Annotated in this window: 17 protein-coding genes, 5 tRNA genes and 2 pseudogenes; 12 read left to right on the top strand and 12 right to left on the bottom strand. The window is 65.7% G+C overall.

What is annotated here, in order from left to right; genetic code table 11:
- Positions 1–275 (top strand): annotated as a pseudogene (locus tag CA984_RS09555) (IS110 family transposase); the annotation flags it as partial.
- Entirely contained in the window at positions 272–562 is a 291-nt protein-coding gene (locus CA984_RS09560; RefSeq protein ID WP_207620799.1) for a tyrosine-type recombinase/integrase, read from the top strand. The pseudogene CA984_RS09555 and the gene CA984_RS09560, both read left to right, overlap by 4 nt.
- A 104-nt stretch (positions 563–666) precedes the next feature.
- On the opposite strand, the gene CA984_RS09565 is transcribed toward CA984_RS09560, so the two are convergent.
- Positions 667–742 (bottom strand) — tRNA-Lys (locus tag CA984_RS09565).
- A gap of 118 nt (positions 743–860) precedes the next feature.
- On the opposite strand from CA984_RS09565, the gene CA984_RS09570 reads away from it, so the two are divergent.
- Positions 861–1,484, top strand: a complete 624-nt coding sequence (locus CA984_RS09570) for a 3'-5' exonuclease (RefSeq protein ID WP_086570381.1) — start codon at positions 861–863, stop codon at positions 1,482–1,484.
- Between the two features lie 37 nt (positions 1,485–1,521).
- Here the strand turns inward: CA984_RS09570 and CA984_RS09575 are convergent, their stop codons facing one another.
- Positions 1,522–2,679, bottom strand: coding sequence for an acyl-CoA dehydrogenase family protein (locus tag CA984_RS09575; RefSeq protein WP_086570383.1), 1,158 nt, complete (start codon positions 2,677–2,679; stop codon positions 1,522–1,524).
- A 121-nt stretch (positions 2,680–2,800) separates the two neighbouring features.
- Between CA984_RS09575 and CA984_RS09580 the strand changes: the two genes are divergently transcribed.
- Positions 2,801–3,337: a PspC domain-containing protein gene (locus CA984_RS09580; RefSeq protein WP_086570386.1), complete on the top strand. Its 537-nt coding sequence runs from the start codon at positions 2,801–2,803 to the stop codon at positions 3,335–3,337.
- A gap of 1 nt (position 3,338) precedes the next feature.
- Here the strand turns inward: CA984_RS09580 and CA984_RS09585 are convergent, their stop codons facing one another.
- Positions 3,339–4,634 (bottom strand): MFS transporter, encoded by a 1,296-nt coding sequence (locus CA984_RS09585; protein ID WP_086570388.1) that lies wholly within the window; start codon positions 4,632–4,634, stop codon positions 3,339–3,341.
- A 169-nt stretch (positions 4,635–4,803) separates the two neighbouring features.
- The gene (locus CA984_RS09590; RefSeq protein WP_197048381.1) at positions 4,804–5,154 is read right to left on the bottom strand and encodes a metallopeptidase family protein; all 351 of its coding nucleotides are present in this window, start codon (positions 5,152–5,154) and stop codon (positions 4,804–4,806) included.
- Between the two features lie 33 nt (positions 5,155–5,187).
- On the opposite strand from CA984_RS09590, the gene CA984_RS09595 reads away from it, so the two are divergent.
- The 4 genes from CA984_RS09595 (at position 5,188) to CA984_RS09610 (ending at position 7,135) form a co-directional block, all read left to right on the top strand.
- Complete coding sequence (locus tag CA984_RS09595; protein ID WP_086570390.1) at positions 5,188–6,687, top strand: metallophosphoesterase family protein; 1,500 nt, start codon at positions 5,188–5,190, stop codon at positions 6,685–6,687.
- 92 nt (positions 6,688–6,779) lie between these two features.
- Positions 6,780–6,852: transfer RNA gene (locus CA984_RS09600), tRNA-Glu, on the top strand.
- Between the two features lie 106 nt (positions 6,853–6,958).
- Positions 6,959–7,033 (top strand) — tRNA-Asp (locus tag CA984_RS09605).
- Between the two features lie 28 nt (positions 7,034–7,061).
- Positions 7,062–7,135: transfer RNA gene (locus tag CA984_RS09610), tRNA-Phe, on the top strand.
- Positions 7,136–7,743: 608 nt separating this feature from the next.
- On the opposite strand, the gene CA984_RS09615 is transcribed toward CA984_RS09610, so the two are convergent.
- From CA984_RS09615 to CA984_RS09625, 3 genes and pseudogenes are all read right to left on the bottom strand, one after another.
- Positions 7,744–9,015: a tyrosine-type recombinase/integrase gene (locus tag CA984_RS09615; protein WP_207620800.1), complete on the bottom strand. Its 1,272-nt coding sequence runs from the start codon at positions 9,013–9,015 to the stop codon at positions 7,744–7,746.
- On the bottom strand, positions 9,015–9,194 hold the full coding sequence (locus CA984_RS09620) for an excisionase family DNA-binding protein (RefSeq protein ID WP_086570392.1): 180 nt from the start codon (positions 9,192–9,194) through the stop codon (positions 9,015–9,017). Before CA984_RS09620 ends, CA984_RS09615 begins: the two co-directional genes overlap by 1 nt.
- Positions 9,187–9,984: pseudogene (locus CA984_RS09625) on the bottom strand (replication initiator); the annotation flags it as partial. The pseudogene CA984_RS09625 and the gene CA984_RS09620, both read right to left, overlap by 8 nt.
- A 371-nt stretch (positions 9,985–10,355) precedes the next feature.
- On the opposite strand from CA984_RS09625, the gene CA984_RS09630 reads away from it, so the two are divergent.
- A complete protein-coding gene (locus CA984_RS09630; RefSeq protein WP_086570394.1) occupies positions 10,356–10,649 on the top strand; it encodes a GntR family transcriptional regulator in 294 nt (97 codons plus the stop codon).
- A 54-nt stretch (positions 10,650–10,703) separates the two neighbouring features.
- Here CA984_RS09630 and CA984_RS09635 read toward each other — a convergent pair whose 3' ends face one another.
- Positions 10,704–11,234: a hypothetical protein gene (locus CA984_RS09635; RefSeq protein ID WP_133061593.1), complete on the bottom strand. Its 531-nt coding sequence runs from the start codon at positions 11,232–11,234 to the stop codon at positions 10,704–10,706.
- A gap of 1,015 nt (positions 11,235–12,249) precedes the next feature.
- Between CA984_RS09635 and CA984_RS45375 the strand changes: the two genes are divergently transcribed.
- The gene (locus tag CA984_RS45375) at positions 12,250–13,056 is read left to right on the top strand and encodes a hypothetical protein (RefSeq protein ID WP_133061594.1); all 807 of its coding nucleotides are present in this window, start codon (positions 12,250–12,252) and stop codon (positions 13,054–13,056) included.
- 347 nt (positions 13,057–13,403) lie between these two features.
- On the top strand, positions 13,404–14,135 hold the full coding sequence (locus CA984_RS09650; protein ID WP_242675838.1) for an HAD family hydrolase: 732 nt from the start codon (positions 13,404–13,406) through the stop codon (positions 14,133–14,135).
- Between the two features lie 163 nt (positions 14,136–14,298).
- On the opposite strand, the gene CA984_RS09655 is transcribed toward CA984_RS09650, so the two are convergent.
- Entirely contained in the window at positions 14,299–15,042 is a 744-nt protein-coding gene (locus CA984_RS09655; RefSeq protein WP_133061595.1) for an HAD family hydrolase, read from the bottom strand.
- A gap of 276 nt (positions 15,043–15,318) precedes the next feature.
- Here CA984_RS09655 and CA984_RS09660 point away from each other — a divergent pair.
- A tRNA-OTHER gene (locus tag CA984_RS09660) sits at positions 15,319–15,375 on the top strand.
- A gap of 175 nt (positions 15,376–15,550) precedes the next feature.
- Here the strand turns inward: CA984_RS09660 and CA984_RS09665 are convergent.
- The 3 genes from CA984_RS09665 to CA984_RS09675 are packed head-to-tail and all read right to left on the bottom strand — an operon-like array spanning position 15,551 to position 16,717.
- Entirely contained in the window at positions 15,551–15,847 is a 297-nt protein-coding gene (locus CA984_RS09665) for an integrase core domain-containing protein (protein ID WP_165781183.1), read from the bottom strand.
- Positions 15,828–16,490: an IS3 family transposase gene (locus tag CA984_RS09670; protein ID WP_086570409.1), complete on the bottom strand. Its 663-nt coding sequence runs from the start codon at positions 16,488–16,490 to the stop codon at positions 15,828–15,830. The genes CA984_RS09665 and CA984_RS09670 overlap by 20 nt, the downstream gene beginning before the upstream one ends.
- Positions 16,487–16,717 (bottom strand): transposase, encoded by a 231-nt coding sequence (locus tag CA984_RS09675; protein ID WP_086570411.1) that lies wholly within the window; start codon positions 16,715–16,717, stop codon positions 16,487–16,489. The genes CA984_RS09670 and CA984_RS09675 overlap by 4 nt, the downstream gene beginning before the upstream one ends.
- Between the last annotated feature and the right edge of the window lie 525 nt (positions 16,718–17,242).

The following is a 17,242-nucleotide window of genomic DNA, read 5'->3' on the forward strand; positions in this document are numbered from 1 at the left end:
CCCGCCGATCCGGTTCTTCGATCAAGGGTGAACACCCACCCAAAGGCGGCAACAAGGCACTGAAACGGGCCATGTTCCTCGCCGCGTTCGCGTCCCTGTCCGACCCCGAAAGCAGGGAGTACTACGACAAGAAGCGCGCCGAGGGCAAGAAGCACAACGCCGCCCTGATCTGCCTCGCCCGTCGCCGTTCAGACGTCATCTACGCCATGCTCCGCGACCGCAAGCCCTACCAGCCCCGCCGGAAGAACCACACCCGAAAGCCCGCGGCCGCTTGACGAACACCATAGGGACACCCCCCACGATCGGAACCCCCATCGAACCGGGCAACCTCAGCACCCGGTGGCGGGTCGCCCGGAAGAGAGCGGGGCTCGACTGGCTGAGGCTTCACGACCTCCGTCACGCCTGCGCCTCGTTCCTGCTCGCCTCCGGGGCCTCACCTCGGACCGTGATGAAGACGTTAGGTCACAGTCAGATCGGGCTGACCGTGAACACGTACACGCACGTGCTCCCGGACATCGAACGGGCGGCTGTGGACGCGCTCGCCAAGAGGCTGCTCGGGTGATTACGGAAAGCACAAAGGGCCGGACTCCCGGTGGGGTCCGGCTCTTGGCTGTGGAAGGTGGCTGCAAGCGCCTTCCACGAAAGATCAACAGCGGCTGTTTTTGCTGGTAGGGCGCCTGGGACTCGAACCCAGAACCTACGGATTAAAAGTCCGCAGCTCTAACCATTGAGCTAACGCCCCGCTGGAGACAGCGTACCGAGGATAGTGTCCACTAACGCCCGTCGCCAGGCCCGCGGGCGATCACCTGTTTACCCAATAGCTGACAGAACGGGGAGTCGGCTCTCATACAGTGGCACTCATGACGAGCTCGGGGCTTGATCCCGCCCGCAGTGTCCGCCTGTCAGCGAGGCAGGGATATGTCGTGGTCGACGTGGAGACCACGGGCTTCTCACCGGCCAAGGGAGACCGGATCTGTGAGATCGCGCTCGTCTCCCTGGACACCGACGGCACCACCGTCGACGAGTGGCACTCGCTGGTCGATCCCCGTCGCGGCACCGGAGCCGTCCATGTCCACGGCATCACCGGAGCGATGGTCGAGGGCGCGCCGGTGATCGAGGAGGTGCTGGACGAGGTGTGGCAGCGGATCGCCGGGCGGGTCCTGGTGGCTCACAACATCTCCTTCGACCTGCGTTTCCTCAGTGTCCTTCCCGGCAGCCACTGGCTGACCGAGACCCTGTGCACGCAGCGGCTCGCCCCCGGCCTCGTCCCCGACGGGAAGTGGGCTCTCGGCGCCTGCTGCGAACGCGCGGGGATCCCGTTCTCGAACGCCCACGCCGCGCTGGCCGACGCCCGTGCCACCGCCGAGCTGTTCCGCTTCTACCTGAGCCGGGGTCTCTCCTGGCAGGACGAGCTCGACAGGGCGGCTCAGGCCCCGGACTGGCGTCCCTGCGGCCTGCCCCAGCGGCAGCCCCGGCGGCGGTAGGCGGTTACGCGCAGCTCGACAAGCGGGGAGGCACGCCTCAGTGGAAGGCGTCGAGCCCGGTGAGCGCCCTGCCCAGGGTGAGGAGGTGGATCTCCTCCGTCCCCTCGTACGTCAGCACGCTCTCCAGGTTGGTCATGTGCCGGATCACCGGATACTCCAGGGTGATGCCGTTGCCGCCGAGGATCGAGCGTGACCGGCGGGCGATGTCCAGGGCGGCGCGGACGTTGGCGAGCTTGCCGAAGCTGACCTGCTGGGGGGTGAGGGTGCCGGCGTCCTTCAGGCGGCCCAGATGGAGTGCGGTGAGCTGGGACTGCCCCAGCCCCACGTACATCCACGCGAGCTTCTCCTGGGTCAGCTGGAAGCCGCCGATGGGCTTGCCGAACTGGACGCGGGTCGTGGCGTAGTCGACGGCCGACTCCAGGCAGGCGCGGGCCGCGCCCACGACGCCCCACAGGATGCCGAAACGGGCCTCGGACAGACACGACAGCGGCCCCTTCAGGCCACGGACCTCAGGGAGTACGGCGGACGCGGGGAGGCGGACGTCGTCGAAGTACAGGGACGAGGTCACCGAGGCCCGCAGCGACATCTTCTTGTGAATCTCCGGTGCGGAGAAACCAGGTGTGTCGGTGGGGACCACGAAGCCGCGGATGCCGTCCTCGGTCTGGGCCCAGACCACCGCGACGTCGGCGATGGAGCCGTTGGTGATCCACATCTTGGCGCCGTTGAGGATCCAGTCGCCGGAGGCGTCCTGTTTGGCGTGGGTGCGCATGTTCGCCGGATCGGAGCCGTGGTCGGGCTCGGTCAGGCCGAAGCAGCCGATCGCCTCACCGGCGGCCATCCGGGGCAGCCACGCCTCCTTCTGCTCCGCGGAGCCGTACTTCCAGATCGGGAACATGGCGAGCGAGCCCTGCACGGAGACGAACGACCGCAGTCCCGAGTCCCCCGCCTCCAGCTCCCGGCAGGCGACGCCGTAGGAGACGGCGTCCAGGCCCGCGCAGCCGTACCCTTCGAGATGCATGCCGAGCACGCCGAGCGAGCCGAGGACCGGGCCGAGCTCGCGGGCGGGGAAGACGGCCTCCTCGAACCAGTCGCCCACGTGGGGGAGGATCCTGTCGGCCACGAACGTCTTCACGGTGTCGCGGATGAGACGCTGCTCCTCGGAGAGCCCGTCGTCGATGCGCAGAAGGTCGTCCATGTGGTGTTCCTCTCTCGTCGGCCCCTGTCAGGGTATTGCCGGTGCTCCGGGGTGGGATGTCAGGGTCGTGCCAGGGGGAATCCCGATGTGACAGGGGCTCCGCATTGGGCAGTCTGAAGACATGAACGAAAACGACTTCTCGGGCGTCAAACAGCTCCGCAGGACCAAGGACGGACGGATCGTCGCGGGTGTGGCCTCCGGTCTCGGACGCTACATCGGCATCGACCCCAACATCATCCGTGCGGCCCTCGCCATCGCCACCTTCTTCGGCGGCCTGGGCGTGGGAATCTACGCGATCGGCTGGCTCCTCCTCCCCGACGAGAGCAAGGACAGGTCGATCGTCCAGGATCTGGTCGACAAGAACAAGGACAACCCGGTCTGGCAGGACGCGCGGTCCAAGGCAGAGCAGGGCTGGGCCAAGGCCGAGCAGAGCTGGGCCAAGGCGACCACCCAGAACCGGGCGCCGCACCACCCGACCCACCCGGGCCCGGCTCCGGAGTATCCGGCCCCCCATGACCAGGCGCCGCACTACCCCACCCACCAGGACCCGGCTCCGCACTACACCGCCCCGGCGGCTCCGCAGAACCAGGCTCCGCAGAACACGGTCCCGCAGAACCCGGCTCCGCAGAACGGCGACGAGCCCAAGCCCCAGGCGTGACTCAGACGGTCGCCTCCGCGCGAACCCTCTCGATGATCTCCTTGCAGGACCCGGCCCAGAGAACGGTCAGCGCGGCCGCGACGGACAGACCGGCCGCGCCGGCCATCGCCACCACGTGCGCGGGGTTGAGCACATCGGCGGCGGCACCGCCGATGAGGATGCCGACGCCCTGAGAGGCCAGCAGGCCTGACTGCACGAGACCGAATGCCAGACCCCGCCGTTCGGCGGGCACGCACTGCACGAACGCGGCGTTGGCCGCGAGCTGGTAGGCGCCGCCGACGCCTGAGACGAACCACAGGACCAGCACCACGGCGAGCGGCGGCTCCATCGCGCACAGGATCAACGGCGCGCATGTCAGCATCGCCATCCAGCCCATCGCCCGGAGCCGTTTCGACGGGTTGACGTATCGGCTGAAGAGGAAGGCTCCCACGACCGTACCGGTCGGCATCGAGCCCATCAGCAGGCCGGCGACGAGCGAGACCTGCTGCCTGTCGGCGGCCAGGACGTCGGCGTAGGGGGTCGCGATCCCCTCGGGGAGCACGTAGAAGCCGCACAGCCAGGCGAAGAGCACCAGCGTCCGCAACCGGGGGTCGCCGAAGACCAGCCTGGATCCGGCACGGGTCATGGTCCACATGGAGGGCCGGTCGGTGTCGGTGGCGAGGGGAGCGGGGCGCCGCCGTACTCCCGAGACCAGGATCAGCGCGGAGGCGAGGAACGTGAACGCGTCGAGTGCGAGCGCGCGGTACGGCCCCATCCCCATGATCAAGGCGCCGCCGAGGGCGAAGCCCAGCATCTGCGCGCCCTGGTTGGTCATGTTCTGCAGCGCCGAGCCCGCGACATAGCGATCGCCCTTGAGGAGCTCGGGGAGGAGCGCCGCCCTGGCGGCCGAGAACGGGGCGCTGAGCAGCACCACGCAGAAGACCAGCGCGCACAGTACGGTGAACGACGTGCCGGGGATGGCCATGAGCGCGACCAGGACGGCCCGGAGCAGGTCGCAGAAGATCATGATGCGCCGCCGGGCGTAGCGGTCGGCGAGACCCGCGAGCAGCGGGCCCCCGATGATGGGCGGCAGATAGGTCAGCGCGTAGACCGACGCGGTCGCCAGTGGCGATTCCGTCCGCTGGAACACCAGCACGGACAGCGCCACTCGTGAGAGCTGGTCGCCGAGGAGAGAGAGTGCCTGGCCGATCCAGAGCGCGCGAAACTCCCTGATGGCGATGACCTCGCCGTAGGTCGCTTGGCGTTCGGCCGGGCGGCGGTGCCGCCCGGGTAGCCGGCCGGGCCTGGTGGCCGCCATAGGACTCCGCTGGGCTTACAGGCGCATTGACTGTGGGTGTTCGGTGCGTAACCTACGGTGCCCGCTGAAGAGTCGGCGCGCAACTGAAAGCAATCAACCTCATGCAAGCTGTAATTGTAAATCGGGAAATCTCGGGCATAGGGAAGGTCGATATGTAATACGGCTTTGGCTACCAGCCGAGGGTGTGCAGCCTGTCATCGTCGATGCCGAAGTGGTGGGCTATCTCGTGGACCACGGTGATCCGTACCTCTTGCACCACGTCGTCCTCGGTCTCGCAGATCGAACAGATCGGGTTGCGGTAGATCTCGATCCGGTCGGGTAGCACTCCTGCGTACCAGTCGCCGCGCTCGGTGAGAGGTATGCCCGTGTAAAGACCCAGAAGGTCCGGCTCAGGTGGGTCGTCCACGACCACCACGACCACGTTGTCCATGACTCTCGTCAGCTCGGGGGGGATCGTGTCCAGTGCGTCGGCCACGAGCTCTTCGAATTTCTCTCTCGAGACCTCGATCACACCTGCCATTGTGCCCCGTGTTTTCGGGTAAGGGGGAGCCGCATGGACTTCACAGACTGGACCCAGAGACTCCGCCGGTTCGCGACGGGGCGTGCCTCGCGCGCGGTGGCGGTCGTGCTCGTGGCCGTGGGTGGAGCCTGGCTGGGCATCATGCTCGGCGGCCCGGTCCGCGCCGCCGTCGGCCCCGTCGAGATCGGCATGTCGGCGGAGCCCTCGTGGGCGGGGGAGACCGTCGTGGACGCGCACCCGCTGGGCACGCTCCTGTTCGACACCCACAACGCCCCGGTCGGCCTGCGCATCACCCTGGAGAACATCAACCCCGCCCGGGCCGGCGCGCTGCTGGAGGATCCCCGGTTCTCCGACCAGCTCCCCGCCCTGCTGGAGAAGGAGCTCAGCGAGGGGGTCAGGACGCTGATCCTGCGCGCCGCCCTCTGCGGCCTGGCGGGCGCCCTCATCACCTCGCTGATCGTCTTCCACCGCCCCGGCCCGGCCCTGGCGGGTCTGCTGAGCGCCGCCGTCCTGATGACCGGTACGGGCGCGGCCATCGCCCTGACGTTCCGGCCGGACTCGGTGGTGGAGCCGAAATACACGGGCCTGCTCGCCGGGGCGCCTTCCCTGGTCGGCGACGCCGAGTCGATCGTGACCAAGTTCGAGTCCTACCGGGTCCAGCTCGCGAAGCTGGTCAACAACGTCTCCCAGCTCTACGACACGGTCTCGGCCCTGCCGGTCTACGACTCCGATCCCGCGTCGATCCGGGTGCTGCACGTCTCCGACATCCATCTCAGCCCCATCGCGTGGAATCTCATGCACTCGGTCACCGCCCAGTTCAAGATCGACGCGATCGTGGACACCGGCGACCTGACCGATCACGGGACCGGCCCCGAGGACAAGTTCGTCGAGGAGATCGACAGCTTCGGCGTGCCGTACGTCTTCGTCAGGGGCAATCACGACTCCAAGGCCACCCAGCGGGCCGTGGCCAGGCAGAAGGGGGCGGTCGTCCTCGACGACTCCGCCAAGACCGTGGCGGGGCTGCGCATCTACGGCCTGGGCGATCCCCGGTTCACCCCCGACAAGTCCGTGGCAGTCGACTCCGACCCCGAGTCCCTCGCCGCCCTCGGGCGCGCCCACGCCACGCGGCTCGGTCAGGCCTTCGAGCCGGTGGACCTCGTGGCGGTGCACGACCCGACCATCGCCCGCGCGTTCTCCGGTGCGGCCCCCATGATCCTCACCGGCCACTCCCACGAGCGTTCCACCGAACTGCTGCCCTCCGGCACCCGCGTCCTGGTCCAGGGCTCCACCGGCGGCGCCGGTCTGCGTGCCCTCGAACACGACGAGCCGACCCCGGTCGCGGCCTCGGTTCTGTACTTCGATCGCAAGACGCATCGCCTGCAGGCCTGGGACGACATCACCCTTGGAGGGCTCGGAGAGCAGTCGGTTCAGATCGAACGTCACGTTGAGACCGAGCCTGGCCGTACAATTTCTCCTGGGCCAACGTCCGTCCCGTCTCCGACGGGATCGGTCAGCGGCACCACGTCGCCTTAAGCCGGGAAGCCGCTTTGGCATCGGGGCAAAAGTCCCCTATGCTTCAGAGGTCTCCAGCGGAAGACGGCAACGGAACGGAATGAGAATTCCGAGCCCCCATCGTCTAGTGGCCTAGGACACCGCCCTTTCAAGGCGGCGACACGGGTTCGAATCCCGTTGGGGGCACGGCCGAGCAGATGCTCGCCAGGGAAACGGCAGGTCGCAGACCTCCGAAGAACTGGTAAGCTAAGTAAGGCAAGAAGGACGGAAGCGAAAACTTCCGACCAAGCAAGGTCCTGTAGAGCAGTTTGGAGTGCTCGCCACCCTGTCAAGGTGGAGGTCGCGGGTTCAAGTCCCGTCAGGACCGCTCTGGTAGGTGTTCGATCCACCACCGAGGTCAGGTAGCTCAGTCGGTACGAGCGTCCGCCTGAAAAGCGGAAGGTCGGCGGTTCGACCCCGCCCCTGACCACAGCAACTGAGCAGGAAAGATGCCCCGAACGATCATCGTTCGGGGCTTTTTTGATCTCCAGTGACAGCAACGCTGACAGCAACGCCATTCCTCTACGCATCCTGCGCGCAGGATGCGTTCTTGCGCGCAAGAACCGTTTTTACGCACAGCATGACCCATGCTCGGGCTACGCTAAATGCCTGCAACTCGCTAGCGGTACCGCTAGCAACAGCAGAAAAGAAGAGGCCCGGCTCGACTGGCAGTCGAGCCGGACCGGGCTACAAGGGGATGGTCCGTCCGCTAGCCCTCAAGGAGAGCCAGCAGCGTCGCCGCCAAGGGGGCAAGCCTTGTCGCGGCGTTCAGGGCGGGCCACACCCACATCCACGGTTGGCGCGGACGTCGGTGTTTTCCAGCCACATACATCACCTCCTCTCGCTGTCGGAGCCAAGTCGTTGGCATCGACTACGGGCGACGAGGAAGTGGTGTGGGCGCTGTCCCACTGGTGTAGCCGTCCTAGGCTAGAACACGGGGTTGCGCCGCATTCGGTATATGCCGAACTTCCGAGAGATCTTCCCAGCGAACAAAGACCGCCCTGACCGAAGCGGCCAAGGCGATCTAGAAATTTGGTTTCAGTCGAGGGCATCTCCGAGCTTGCCGAGGGCGCGCCGTTTGTCGTCGAGGGAAACATGGGCGTAGATGGTCATGGTCACCTCGATGTCGCTGTGTCCAACGATGTCGCGGACGACCTGGGGCGGTACGCCGAGGTTGAGCAACAGAGTCACGCAGGTGTGGCGAAGATCGTGAAAGCGCATGTCCCCGAGGCCGGCGGCCTTGCGGATGGCTCCCCAGCTACGCCGGAGGTTGTCCGGCTCCATCGGGGTACCGCGTCGGGACGGGAAGACCAGGCCGTGTTCCTCCCAGTCATTCCAGCGGTCGGAGCGCTCGGCGAACTGCTGCTTGCGATGTGCTCGGAGCGCTTCGACGCAGATCGAGGGGAGTGGGACGGTCCGCTCGGAGTCGTTGGTTTTCGGTCGGACGAACTGGAGACGACCTTCGACACGCTGAAGGGTCTGGACCACTTCAAGTTTCGCGCCGTCGAGGTCGACGTCCACCCAGCGGAGCCCGAGGAACTCCCCACGCCGTAGGCCGAGGCAGAGCGCCAGGACGTAGAGAGCCGACAGCCGGTGCTCTTGGGCAGCCTTGAGGACCAGGCGGGACTGGGGCACGGTCAGACCGCGATTGACCTTGTACTTGGGCACCGGGACCTTGACGAGCTTGGCCGCGTTGCGCGGGATGATCTCCTCGCGCACCGCGGATTCCAAGGCGTTGCGGAGTACGGCGTGCACGGACTGAACCATGCGGATGGACAGCCGGGACTCGCAGCATCCGCCGTTCTTGAGCGCGCAGCAGACGGGAGTCTCCCGAGAGGCGTCCCAGCCGTGCTTGCAGCACTGGCACTCGGTACGGGTCCGGGTGATGAACAGCCGGACCTCCTGGGCGTTGAGCTTGTTCAGCCGCCGTTTGCCGAGTCCGGGGATCAGGTGGAGCCGGACAACGCCCTCGTAGCCCTGGTAGGTCTTGGGACGCCGTTCCGCACGCACGATGTGCGTGAGCCAGTAGTTCAGGTAGTCGGCGACGGTCCAGTTCTCCGAGGAGACGGGAATGCCCTCGTCGGAGTTCTTGAGGAGCTCGGTCAGCTTCTTCCGCGCCTCCTCCTGGGAACGGGCCGAGCCCTGCACCCGCTTCACGGCTCCGCCCGTCGTAGGCACGAAGGCGGCGTAGCCGTACCGGCCGTCCTTGCGAGGCCAGATGCTTCCCTCACCGTTGGAGCGTTTCCGCATCCGGCGCTTGCTCTGCCGCTTCGGCTCTTCCTCGGGCGTGCCGAGCGCTGTACTGGTCATCACGCCGCCTCCATCAGGTTGTGGATGCACTCGGTCACCGCGTCGGCCGGGATGAGGCGGCGACGACGGATCTTCAAACTTCGGAGCTCGTTGGAGCGGATCAGGCAGTAGAGGGTCCATCGGCTCACCCGGAGGCGGGCAGCGGCCTCGTCGACGGTCAGGAGCTGCTCGTCATCCATCCACAGCCTCCAACGGGATCTCAGGAGGCAGCAGGGCAGCACCGGTTAAGGCGGCGGCGAGGAGCTGTTCACCGGCCGACAGGCCCCGTCCGGCGTAGTCCCAGTGGGAGATGACGAGGATGGTGTCCTCCTCGAAGAGGGGGAGTCGTCCGGTGCTGATCTGCTCGTCGCGCATGTGGTCGGTCCGTGCGGCGCGGAGGTCGCCGAGGGTGGTGGAGTAGCGGCGGGACTTGGTGGAGAAGTGGCCGCGGAAGCCGAGCATGTGCGCCCACTGGACAAGCCGGAAGTCGGCCAGCTTGTCGAGGACGCCCAGGCGCAGGCACTCGGCGATGAGTCGCCGGGGGTGGTCGCGGAGGTCGAAGGCGGTCAGGTCGTCGAGGGGGTTGATGCGCCGGTCGAGGGTGCCGACGCACTCGGCGGCTTTGGTGGCGTACTTGGCGATGTAGCCGGCCACGGCCTGGTCGGTGAGGTCGCCGTCCATGGTGATCTGGCGGACGTCGAGTTGAGCGCCCCACTGGAAGGCCCGCGTGGGTTCGCCGGGCACCTCGGGGACGGTCACCGTTACGGCGGAGGCGGCATGCCGTACGGCGTCGGCCAGCAGGTCGGCCGTCGCCCAGGCCGGAGGAGGTGTGGCGGGTCCGTCCGGGCCGTCGAGGCGGATCACGGCGTGGAAGTGGACGACGCCCCGCCGCTGGTACTCGGCGACCTTGGCGAAGGAGATCACGGCCTGCTCGCGGAGCTCCCGCTGTGTCAGCCCGGCGTTCTTGGCGACGCGGCGGCGCAGGGCTTCGGTGAAGCGGCGCCCAGGTCGCTCATCGCGTCACTTCCGGGCCCTGGGCGGCGACGAGCGCGGGGATGGCTCCGTCGTGTCGCTCAAGCCGATGTGCGGGTGTGGTCCTTCCCCATGTCCGCATGTCAGGGGTGAGGAAGGCGTCGGTGAGCAGCGCAGCGGGCCGTGTCCCACGACGCCCTTCACGATCACCGTGGGACGCGATCCAGCAGAGGAAGTGGTCCCGGACCCGCTCCCACTCCGAGCCGCTGCTCACCGATGCCATGTACCGAGAGTAGCCCATCCTGTAAGTACCTATCTATTCCATGAAGCTTCATGAAGCTTCATGAGTCGGTGTGAGGCGCCATGAAGTGCCTTTCTACGGTCGTAGTGTGGCCAGATATGTCGAGCACACGCGCACGTGGGAGTTTGACGAGGACCGCTCTCGCTGGGAGCAGATCCTGGAGGTCCTGCTGTCCCGGATCGACTCAGGGGAGTGGGGACCCAAGTTCAAGATCTCCGAGGTCAAGCTGATGGAGGAGTTCGGCGTCGCACGCCCGACCATCCGCAAGGCCATGGAACGGCTCCGCGAAGCCGGGAAGATCTACACCGTGCCCAACCTCGGCAGCTTCGTCAGCGTCCCCGAGGGGAAGGACGGCGCAGCCGACAGCGGCTCGGAGAAGTAGCCGACTGACCAGTTCGCCTCAACGAGGCCCCAGCGGCTGGTCTCGCATGCGTTGTCAGTGGCAGCCCGCGTACCACTCCATAATGCTCGCGAGCCCCTCCCAGTGCGTATACGAGCACAGGAGAGAGTCGAACCGCTCGTCTCCAGGACGCGGCTGCAGCACGCCCGCCAAAGGTTCGAAACCGAGTGCGCGGTAATCGGGGTCCTTCTTGCGATGCACCGCCACCCGGAAGACCATCGCGTTCATCACCCCGTCAATGGGGATGCCCAGCGGGCAGGAGCCGTCCACCGCGTCCGGGAGTCGGTCGATCTCCTGCTGCGAGGGGAGCGCGTCGCCTAGGTAGCGCACCAGCGTCAGAATCGGCGCACAGCCCACCCGGTCATCGTCGATGTGGGAAACCCGCAGCAGGACCAGGCGGCCGGAGGAGACCCGGTACGCCAACACCGCTCCCGGCGTCAGATCGGTGACGTGCCGCCACGGACGACGCAGGCGCTTGCGCTCCGGCTGAGGACCGGTGAGCTGGGACCGCACCTTGTCGAGCGCGGCCTGCCGGCCGGCCAGAGCCTTGACCCCTCCTCCTGCCAACGCTCCAGTCCCTCACCCCGCTCGATGACCCCCAGAGCCCTGTCGCGCACCGTCGCGTCCAAGCGACCGACCTTCGACTGGGTCCAGGCGAGCGCCAGCCAGACGACCGGACCCTCATCCGGATCGACGAGCGCGTCACCGAACCCGTCCAGCACCCGGCGGACGGCCTCCTCGTCCTCAACCCCGTCTTCGATCAACTCCCGATAGGCGTCCCGTACATCGCACGCCGTATCGTCCGAGAACAGCGCAACTCCCCATGCACTCATGAGAAACCTCCGGCATCCGTCCGAATCGGCTCAGGACAAGCTACAAGATCGCCGGATGAGAACTTTCTCCACGTCTTCAAGGGCAGCCCGCCTGCGGCGGCCTGCCGCGTGTCGGGCGGTCGCTGGCCGCGCTGCGGCTCTTCGGCCGGTCGCGACCAGCACCGCCCACGCGCGTGTGATCACCAGGCGGCAGGCCATGCGAGACGAGAAGGCTCTTTGCCGGTTTCATCGTGGTGACGGCCGTGACGATCGCTCACTTCGGCACTGGTCGTAGCCGGTTGGGGCGATCGGCTGCCGCGGCCCTCCTTCGTCGGCCCTTGCCATCGAATGACGCGGCGATCACCGTAGTCGAGCCCTCAGCAACGGAGTATGTGGAGCATGATCACTAGATGATCGGTCACGGCAGCTCAGAGCAATAATCGCCGAGGAAGATGATCGCCTTCCTAAAGTGGTACCGCAAGTTCGAACCCTGCCAGGACGCCGATCTTGACCAGGGAAGCAGAGCCCACCAACTAGAACATCACTCAGGGGCATGCCATAAGTTCGGTTGCGTCCTGTCACCGATCGTTTGCGATCAGCGCGCCCGATACGCGTCCAGGGCCGCACCTGGATGGTTACGCATACGTCCCTGGAACTCGTCGCAGGGAGATCACGTTTTATAGATGGCGGCCTGAAACCTATCGGTCTTGCAACATACGTTTAACCATGATCCACCTGGCGCTATCACGACAGTCATGGAAGGTGCTGAGATGCTCAAGACCTATCGCCTGGTCAACAACATGCTCTTGGAATCTCTGCTTAGCCAGGTCGAGAACCTCGACGCGGTCGAACGCAGCACCGAGTGGGAGGGGAGGGTGACGTTTGGCGTGGGGAGCTTCGGGCGCAAGGCCTCCACCAAGCGGTCCAATGGCGTGCAGGCGAATATGCATCGACAGATAGAAGGCGCCATCGAGGCTCTGCGAGAGCATGGACAACTCCGCGAGTACCGGCCCGAACGCACGCGAGAGGTATATAAGCATGGCATGTTGGTTGATCGGCCATATGTGCGAGAGTTGAATATTGTCGCTACTCCCGTATATGTCCCAGTTCCCGAACCTCTCCAAGGTGTGCGTGGCTCAATGCTAACCGTGTGGGTCTGTGAACCCATTGGGGAGGTGGGGTTTATCGACACGGAAGCAGATGGCAGTGGGACGTGGGATTGGGTGGGAACCTACGTATTTCTGGTAGAGGAGATTCGCGATTCGAGCCTTCAACACTTCATGTCTGGCATCTCGGCGTTATGCGCCCTAGTCAACTTCGTTGCCGGGCATGACCCGTGTGGTCGGCCAGAACAGATTCACTCATGTGTGAGTGCACACGGCGAGCCATGGGGGCGCGACTTGGCGATACATCCCGTAGACAAGCTTAGTAAGGTTGGCGGGATTGTCGGGCGCCAACGGGTAATAGAGACGGTATATAAGATCGTCCAAATGACCGATGAGCAAGCATCGGTTGTGAACGGCAAGGAAGTGAGGCTGAACGACATCCTTGCGTATCCTCTATATATTGCCGAATGATCCGACTAATGAATGTCTTTCATTCTGCTCCGGGCGTCTAGGGTGAAGTGATTGCTTGACCGGGCGACCTGCGAGCAGCAGAATAGCAGGGCGATTTGCATAGGATGCGCCGGACTTTCAGTTCCACATTTGCTCGTTCTCCTGGCGCATGGAGCTTGGCGTGGTCAAAGTTGGCGCTCTTCTGTAATTGTGTGCGAAACATGCGAGAAATGATCAAGTGGTCCGTACAAGCCTTGCCTCATTTTTCTCTGCAGCCCATGTGAGCAAGCATCTAAATTCGCACTCTCCTAATGCAGGTGTTTCTGGCTTAGCTGTCCCTTGTAGGGTGAGCTGTTATGCAGCCATTTGTGCTCTTCGACCTAGACAACGCGCTCGTGAACCTGGACGAGGCGTTCCAGGTGTGGACTGCGGAGTTCGTCGACGAGCACCGGCTTGGGCCCGAGGCGGTTGACTGGTTGATCGCGCTTGACCAGGCGGGCTACCCGCATCGTGAGGCTTTCTTCGGCATGGTGCGCAAGCACTTCGCCCTCCCCGAGTCCGTTGAGGAGTTGTGGGGCCGCTACCGCAAGCGCATGCCGTACCTCGTCCACTGTCGACCCGGAGTGATGGACGGCCTGACGTTGCTCCGGGCGGCCGGGTGGAAGGTAGCCATCGTCACCAACGGAACGGCGGACAACCAGCTCGGCAAGATCCAGCAGACGGGGCTGGCCGAGGCCGTTGACGCCTACGCGCTCTCGGGGCTCGAAGGCATCCGCAAGCCTGATGTCGGCCTGTTTGAGATCGCCGCCAAGCGGTGCGGCATGATCCTTGCCGATGGGGGATGGATGGTCGGTGACCACCCTGTTGCCGACATCGGCGGGGGACGGGCCGCCGGCCTCTGTATGGTCTGGATCGACCGAGGGACATGGCCGGACCGGGAACACGAGGTGGACCACGTCGTTACGGACGTGCTCCGATTCTCCTTGCGGAGCAGTGATCAAACCGGAGGTCGAAAGACGCGAACTGCGGATCTTGCTAACGCGGATGCTAACAACAGGTCTGGACGGACCTGGACGACCATGGACCGAGAGACCCCGTAGAGGCCGACTCACCAGGTCCGGAAGACAACCATGGACGGTTCTGGACGGTCGTGATCTGACTCGTAATGAAGTGCTCTCGTCGTGCTGAGCCGCTCGTTCGGCGGGCCCGTATAGGTGATCTCATGCGGGTGAGTCGTTCCCTATGGAGACGTGGAGGCAGTCGCTACATGGGTGATGTTGAGATGTCGCCCCCAATGGGGACCGTCGCGAGAGCGTCGGCCAAGTGGGGCAGGGACGAGACGACGACCGAGCCATCGACGTTGGCCATGTGCTTGCGGCTTTCACGCAAGCCGGCAACGCCGATCGCCTGGGTGCCGATGTCCGCCGCGACCATCATCGCCTGGACGGAGGCGCCGACCACCGTGCATTCGGCGGGGTTCATGGCCAGTGCCCTCCTCGCCTGGCGTACAAGGGCGGCTCCCATCGACGTGCTCGAAGGACGGTGGTGCCGGCGCCCGATGACCGGCCCCACCAACTGCCGCAGTTCGTGCCGGTCCAGGTAAGACTCGATGGTGGCGGAATAGCGGCCACCCACCACGGCGACTCTTCTGCCGCTGGCCTGGCAGGCCAGCAGAACCTGGCGTACCCCGGGCACGGGAACGGCCGTCATGACCGCGGCCGTCTCGGCCGCGCGCAGGATGTCCTCCGCTTCGTCACCGTGGGAGGCGCTGACCTGGTGGGCGTAGGTCACCATCCACAGCGGATCGGTGGTCACATGGAAAGCGACACCGGTCAACAGTGATAGCGGGGGGCTTGGGGCTGGGAGCCGCGCGCGGATGTCGTCGGCGATCGCCGACGTGTCCACACCGGCGAACAGGTCGCAGATTACGCCGTCGAAAACAAACAGCATGGCGCGGGTGCGTTCCAGGACGCGCGCGACATGGGGACGTACTCGCGTGGCCGGCAAGCGGGAGCCTCCTGGTCATGATGTCGTGGCTGTCCGGGTGCGGCGCCGTACGGACCGGATCTTCTTCTTGATGGTGGAAGGTATCAACATGAAGCCGGATGCTTGCCACTCACGTCACGATCCGGGTAGTCGCTACCGCGGCTGGTTCCTGGAAGGAACGTGCTATGCGGTGATCACGATCGAGGTGACAGCAGCGCTGACAGCAACGTCCCCGCACATGGACGCACTCCGGCTACCGTCCATCACCCTCCGACCACGGTCTCCGCTACCCGACCAGGGCGATTGGTCCGCCTGAAAAGCGGAAGGTCGGCGGTTCGACCCCGCCCCTGACCACAGCAACTGAGCAGGAAAGATGCCCCGAACCAATCATGGTCGGGGCGTTCTTGTTTGGCTTTGGCGACAACGCTGACGACAACACGCACATCTGCCAGGGTGAGCCGGAATGGCCATCCCCGCGTGCGCGGGGAGTGAGCTTGCTCCGCTTTGACGGGCACCTTTGGTGTGGTGGTCAGGCTGCGGACACGGCCTCGTAGACGGCGGGGCTAACGTAGACCACGCTGTGCGGCCGGTGCAGGTTGTACCAGCCCTCGATGAACTCGAAGATCGCACCATGGGCGGCGGCCCGGCTGGGCCACGACCGCCCATCAAGTAGTTCGCCCTTCAACGTGGCGAAGAACGACTCGGCCAGGGCGTTGTCCCAGCACCGACCGGTCCGGCCGACCGACAGCCGCCCCCCGAGCCGCTCGGCCGGCTCGGCGAACGCCCTGTTGGTGTATTGCTTGGGTTCAAGGGGGCGTCGCAACACCTCCAACAACGAAGTGTTGCGAGCAGTGATTGAATCCGCCTTCGCTGCCCCGGTCCGAGTGAAAGATCAATCCTTGGGTGGGGCGGCGTTGGTGGCAGGCCGATCGCAGGGCCTCGGCGACCGGCTCGGTGCGTAGGTGACCAGCGGTGGCCCCGCCGACCACCCGGCGGGAGGCGATGTCGATGACCGTGGCCAGATACAGCCGGCCCTCCTGGGTCGGCAGGTGGGTGATATCCCCGCACCGGCGGGTGTCGATCGCGGCCGCATCCGGGGTGAAGTCATGGCCGATCAGGTCGGGCCGGACGGTCGCGGCCGGATCGGGGATGGTGGTCTGCGGCCGGCGTCGCCGGTGACGACCTTGCAGTCCGGCCGCGCACATCAACCGGGCCGCCCGCCGCCGGCCGTGGCCGTCTCCTCGCCGGTGCGGGAGGGCATGGATACGCGGGGCACCGTAGGCGCCTCGCGAATGCTGACGGACCTGGGTGATGCGCTCGGTCAGGTGCGCGTCGCGCACCGCACGTGGGCCGGGAACGCCGGCGCGGCGAGGATAGAAGGCGGCACGGGAGACCTCCAGCAGTCCACAGGCCCGTTTGACGCTGTGACCGCCCTGCTTGTCCGCCTCGATGAAAGGGTGCGCCTTCACCGGGTCTCCGTGGAGAAAGCCGTGGCCCGCTTGAGGATGCCGACGTCCTCGCGCAGGCGGCGGTTCTCCCGCCGCAGTGCCGCCAGCTCCTCGCGTTCGCTGCTGGTCAGCCCGTCACGCCGGCCGGTGTCGACCTCGGCCTGGCGGATCCAGTCGCGCACCGCGGTCTCGGTCAGATCGAAGTCCTTGGCGACCTGCCCGACCGAACGGTCTCCGCGTCGGCACAACTAGACGATCTCGGCCTTGAACTCGCGGGTGAACGAGCGGCGAGGACGTGGTTTCTTCATGCTCATGTGGCTCCATCATGGACACCCTTCCGGGGGCGAGCCCCTGATCTCAGGTGTCCGTCAAACCGGATCAAGCCCAGAGCACGTGGCATGACCTCGACAGTCGGGTGAGAGGTGGGGCTTGGCCTGCGCTTCGCGGACCTCGATCACCCCGAGTCGGCGCGGTGGCCATGCCCTGATACCCGCCAGAGGCATCCCCGCTCGTGGAGCCCTGAGCAGCGCACGCCTACGCGTCCGCCTTCCAATCCACCATTCTAGTCTTGATATTCATCATGATTCCTATTAGTCGACCGACTCAACGGTGCAGGTCCTGGCGCTTAAGGGCACTACGGAATGACGTTTCTTGCGTTGCCCAAAAGGAAGAAGTGTGGCTCATGGCGCCTTTTATTGGGCACCACAATGGGAGCTCCAATTAAGAATCTTGATTCATGAATCTTGACAATGGTTCACCGGCTCGGCAACATC

The organism is Streptosporangium minutum (genome assembly GCF_002149035.1).
Lineage (GTDB): Bacteria > Actinomycetota > Actinomycetes > Streptosporangiales > Streptosporangiaceae > Streptosporangium > Streptosporangium minutum.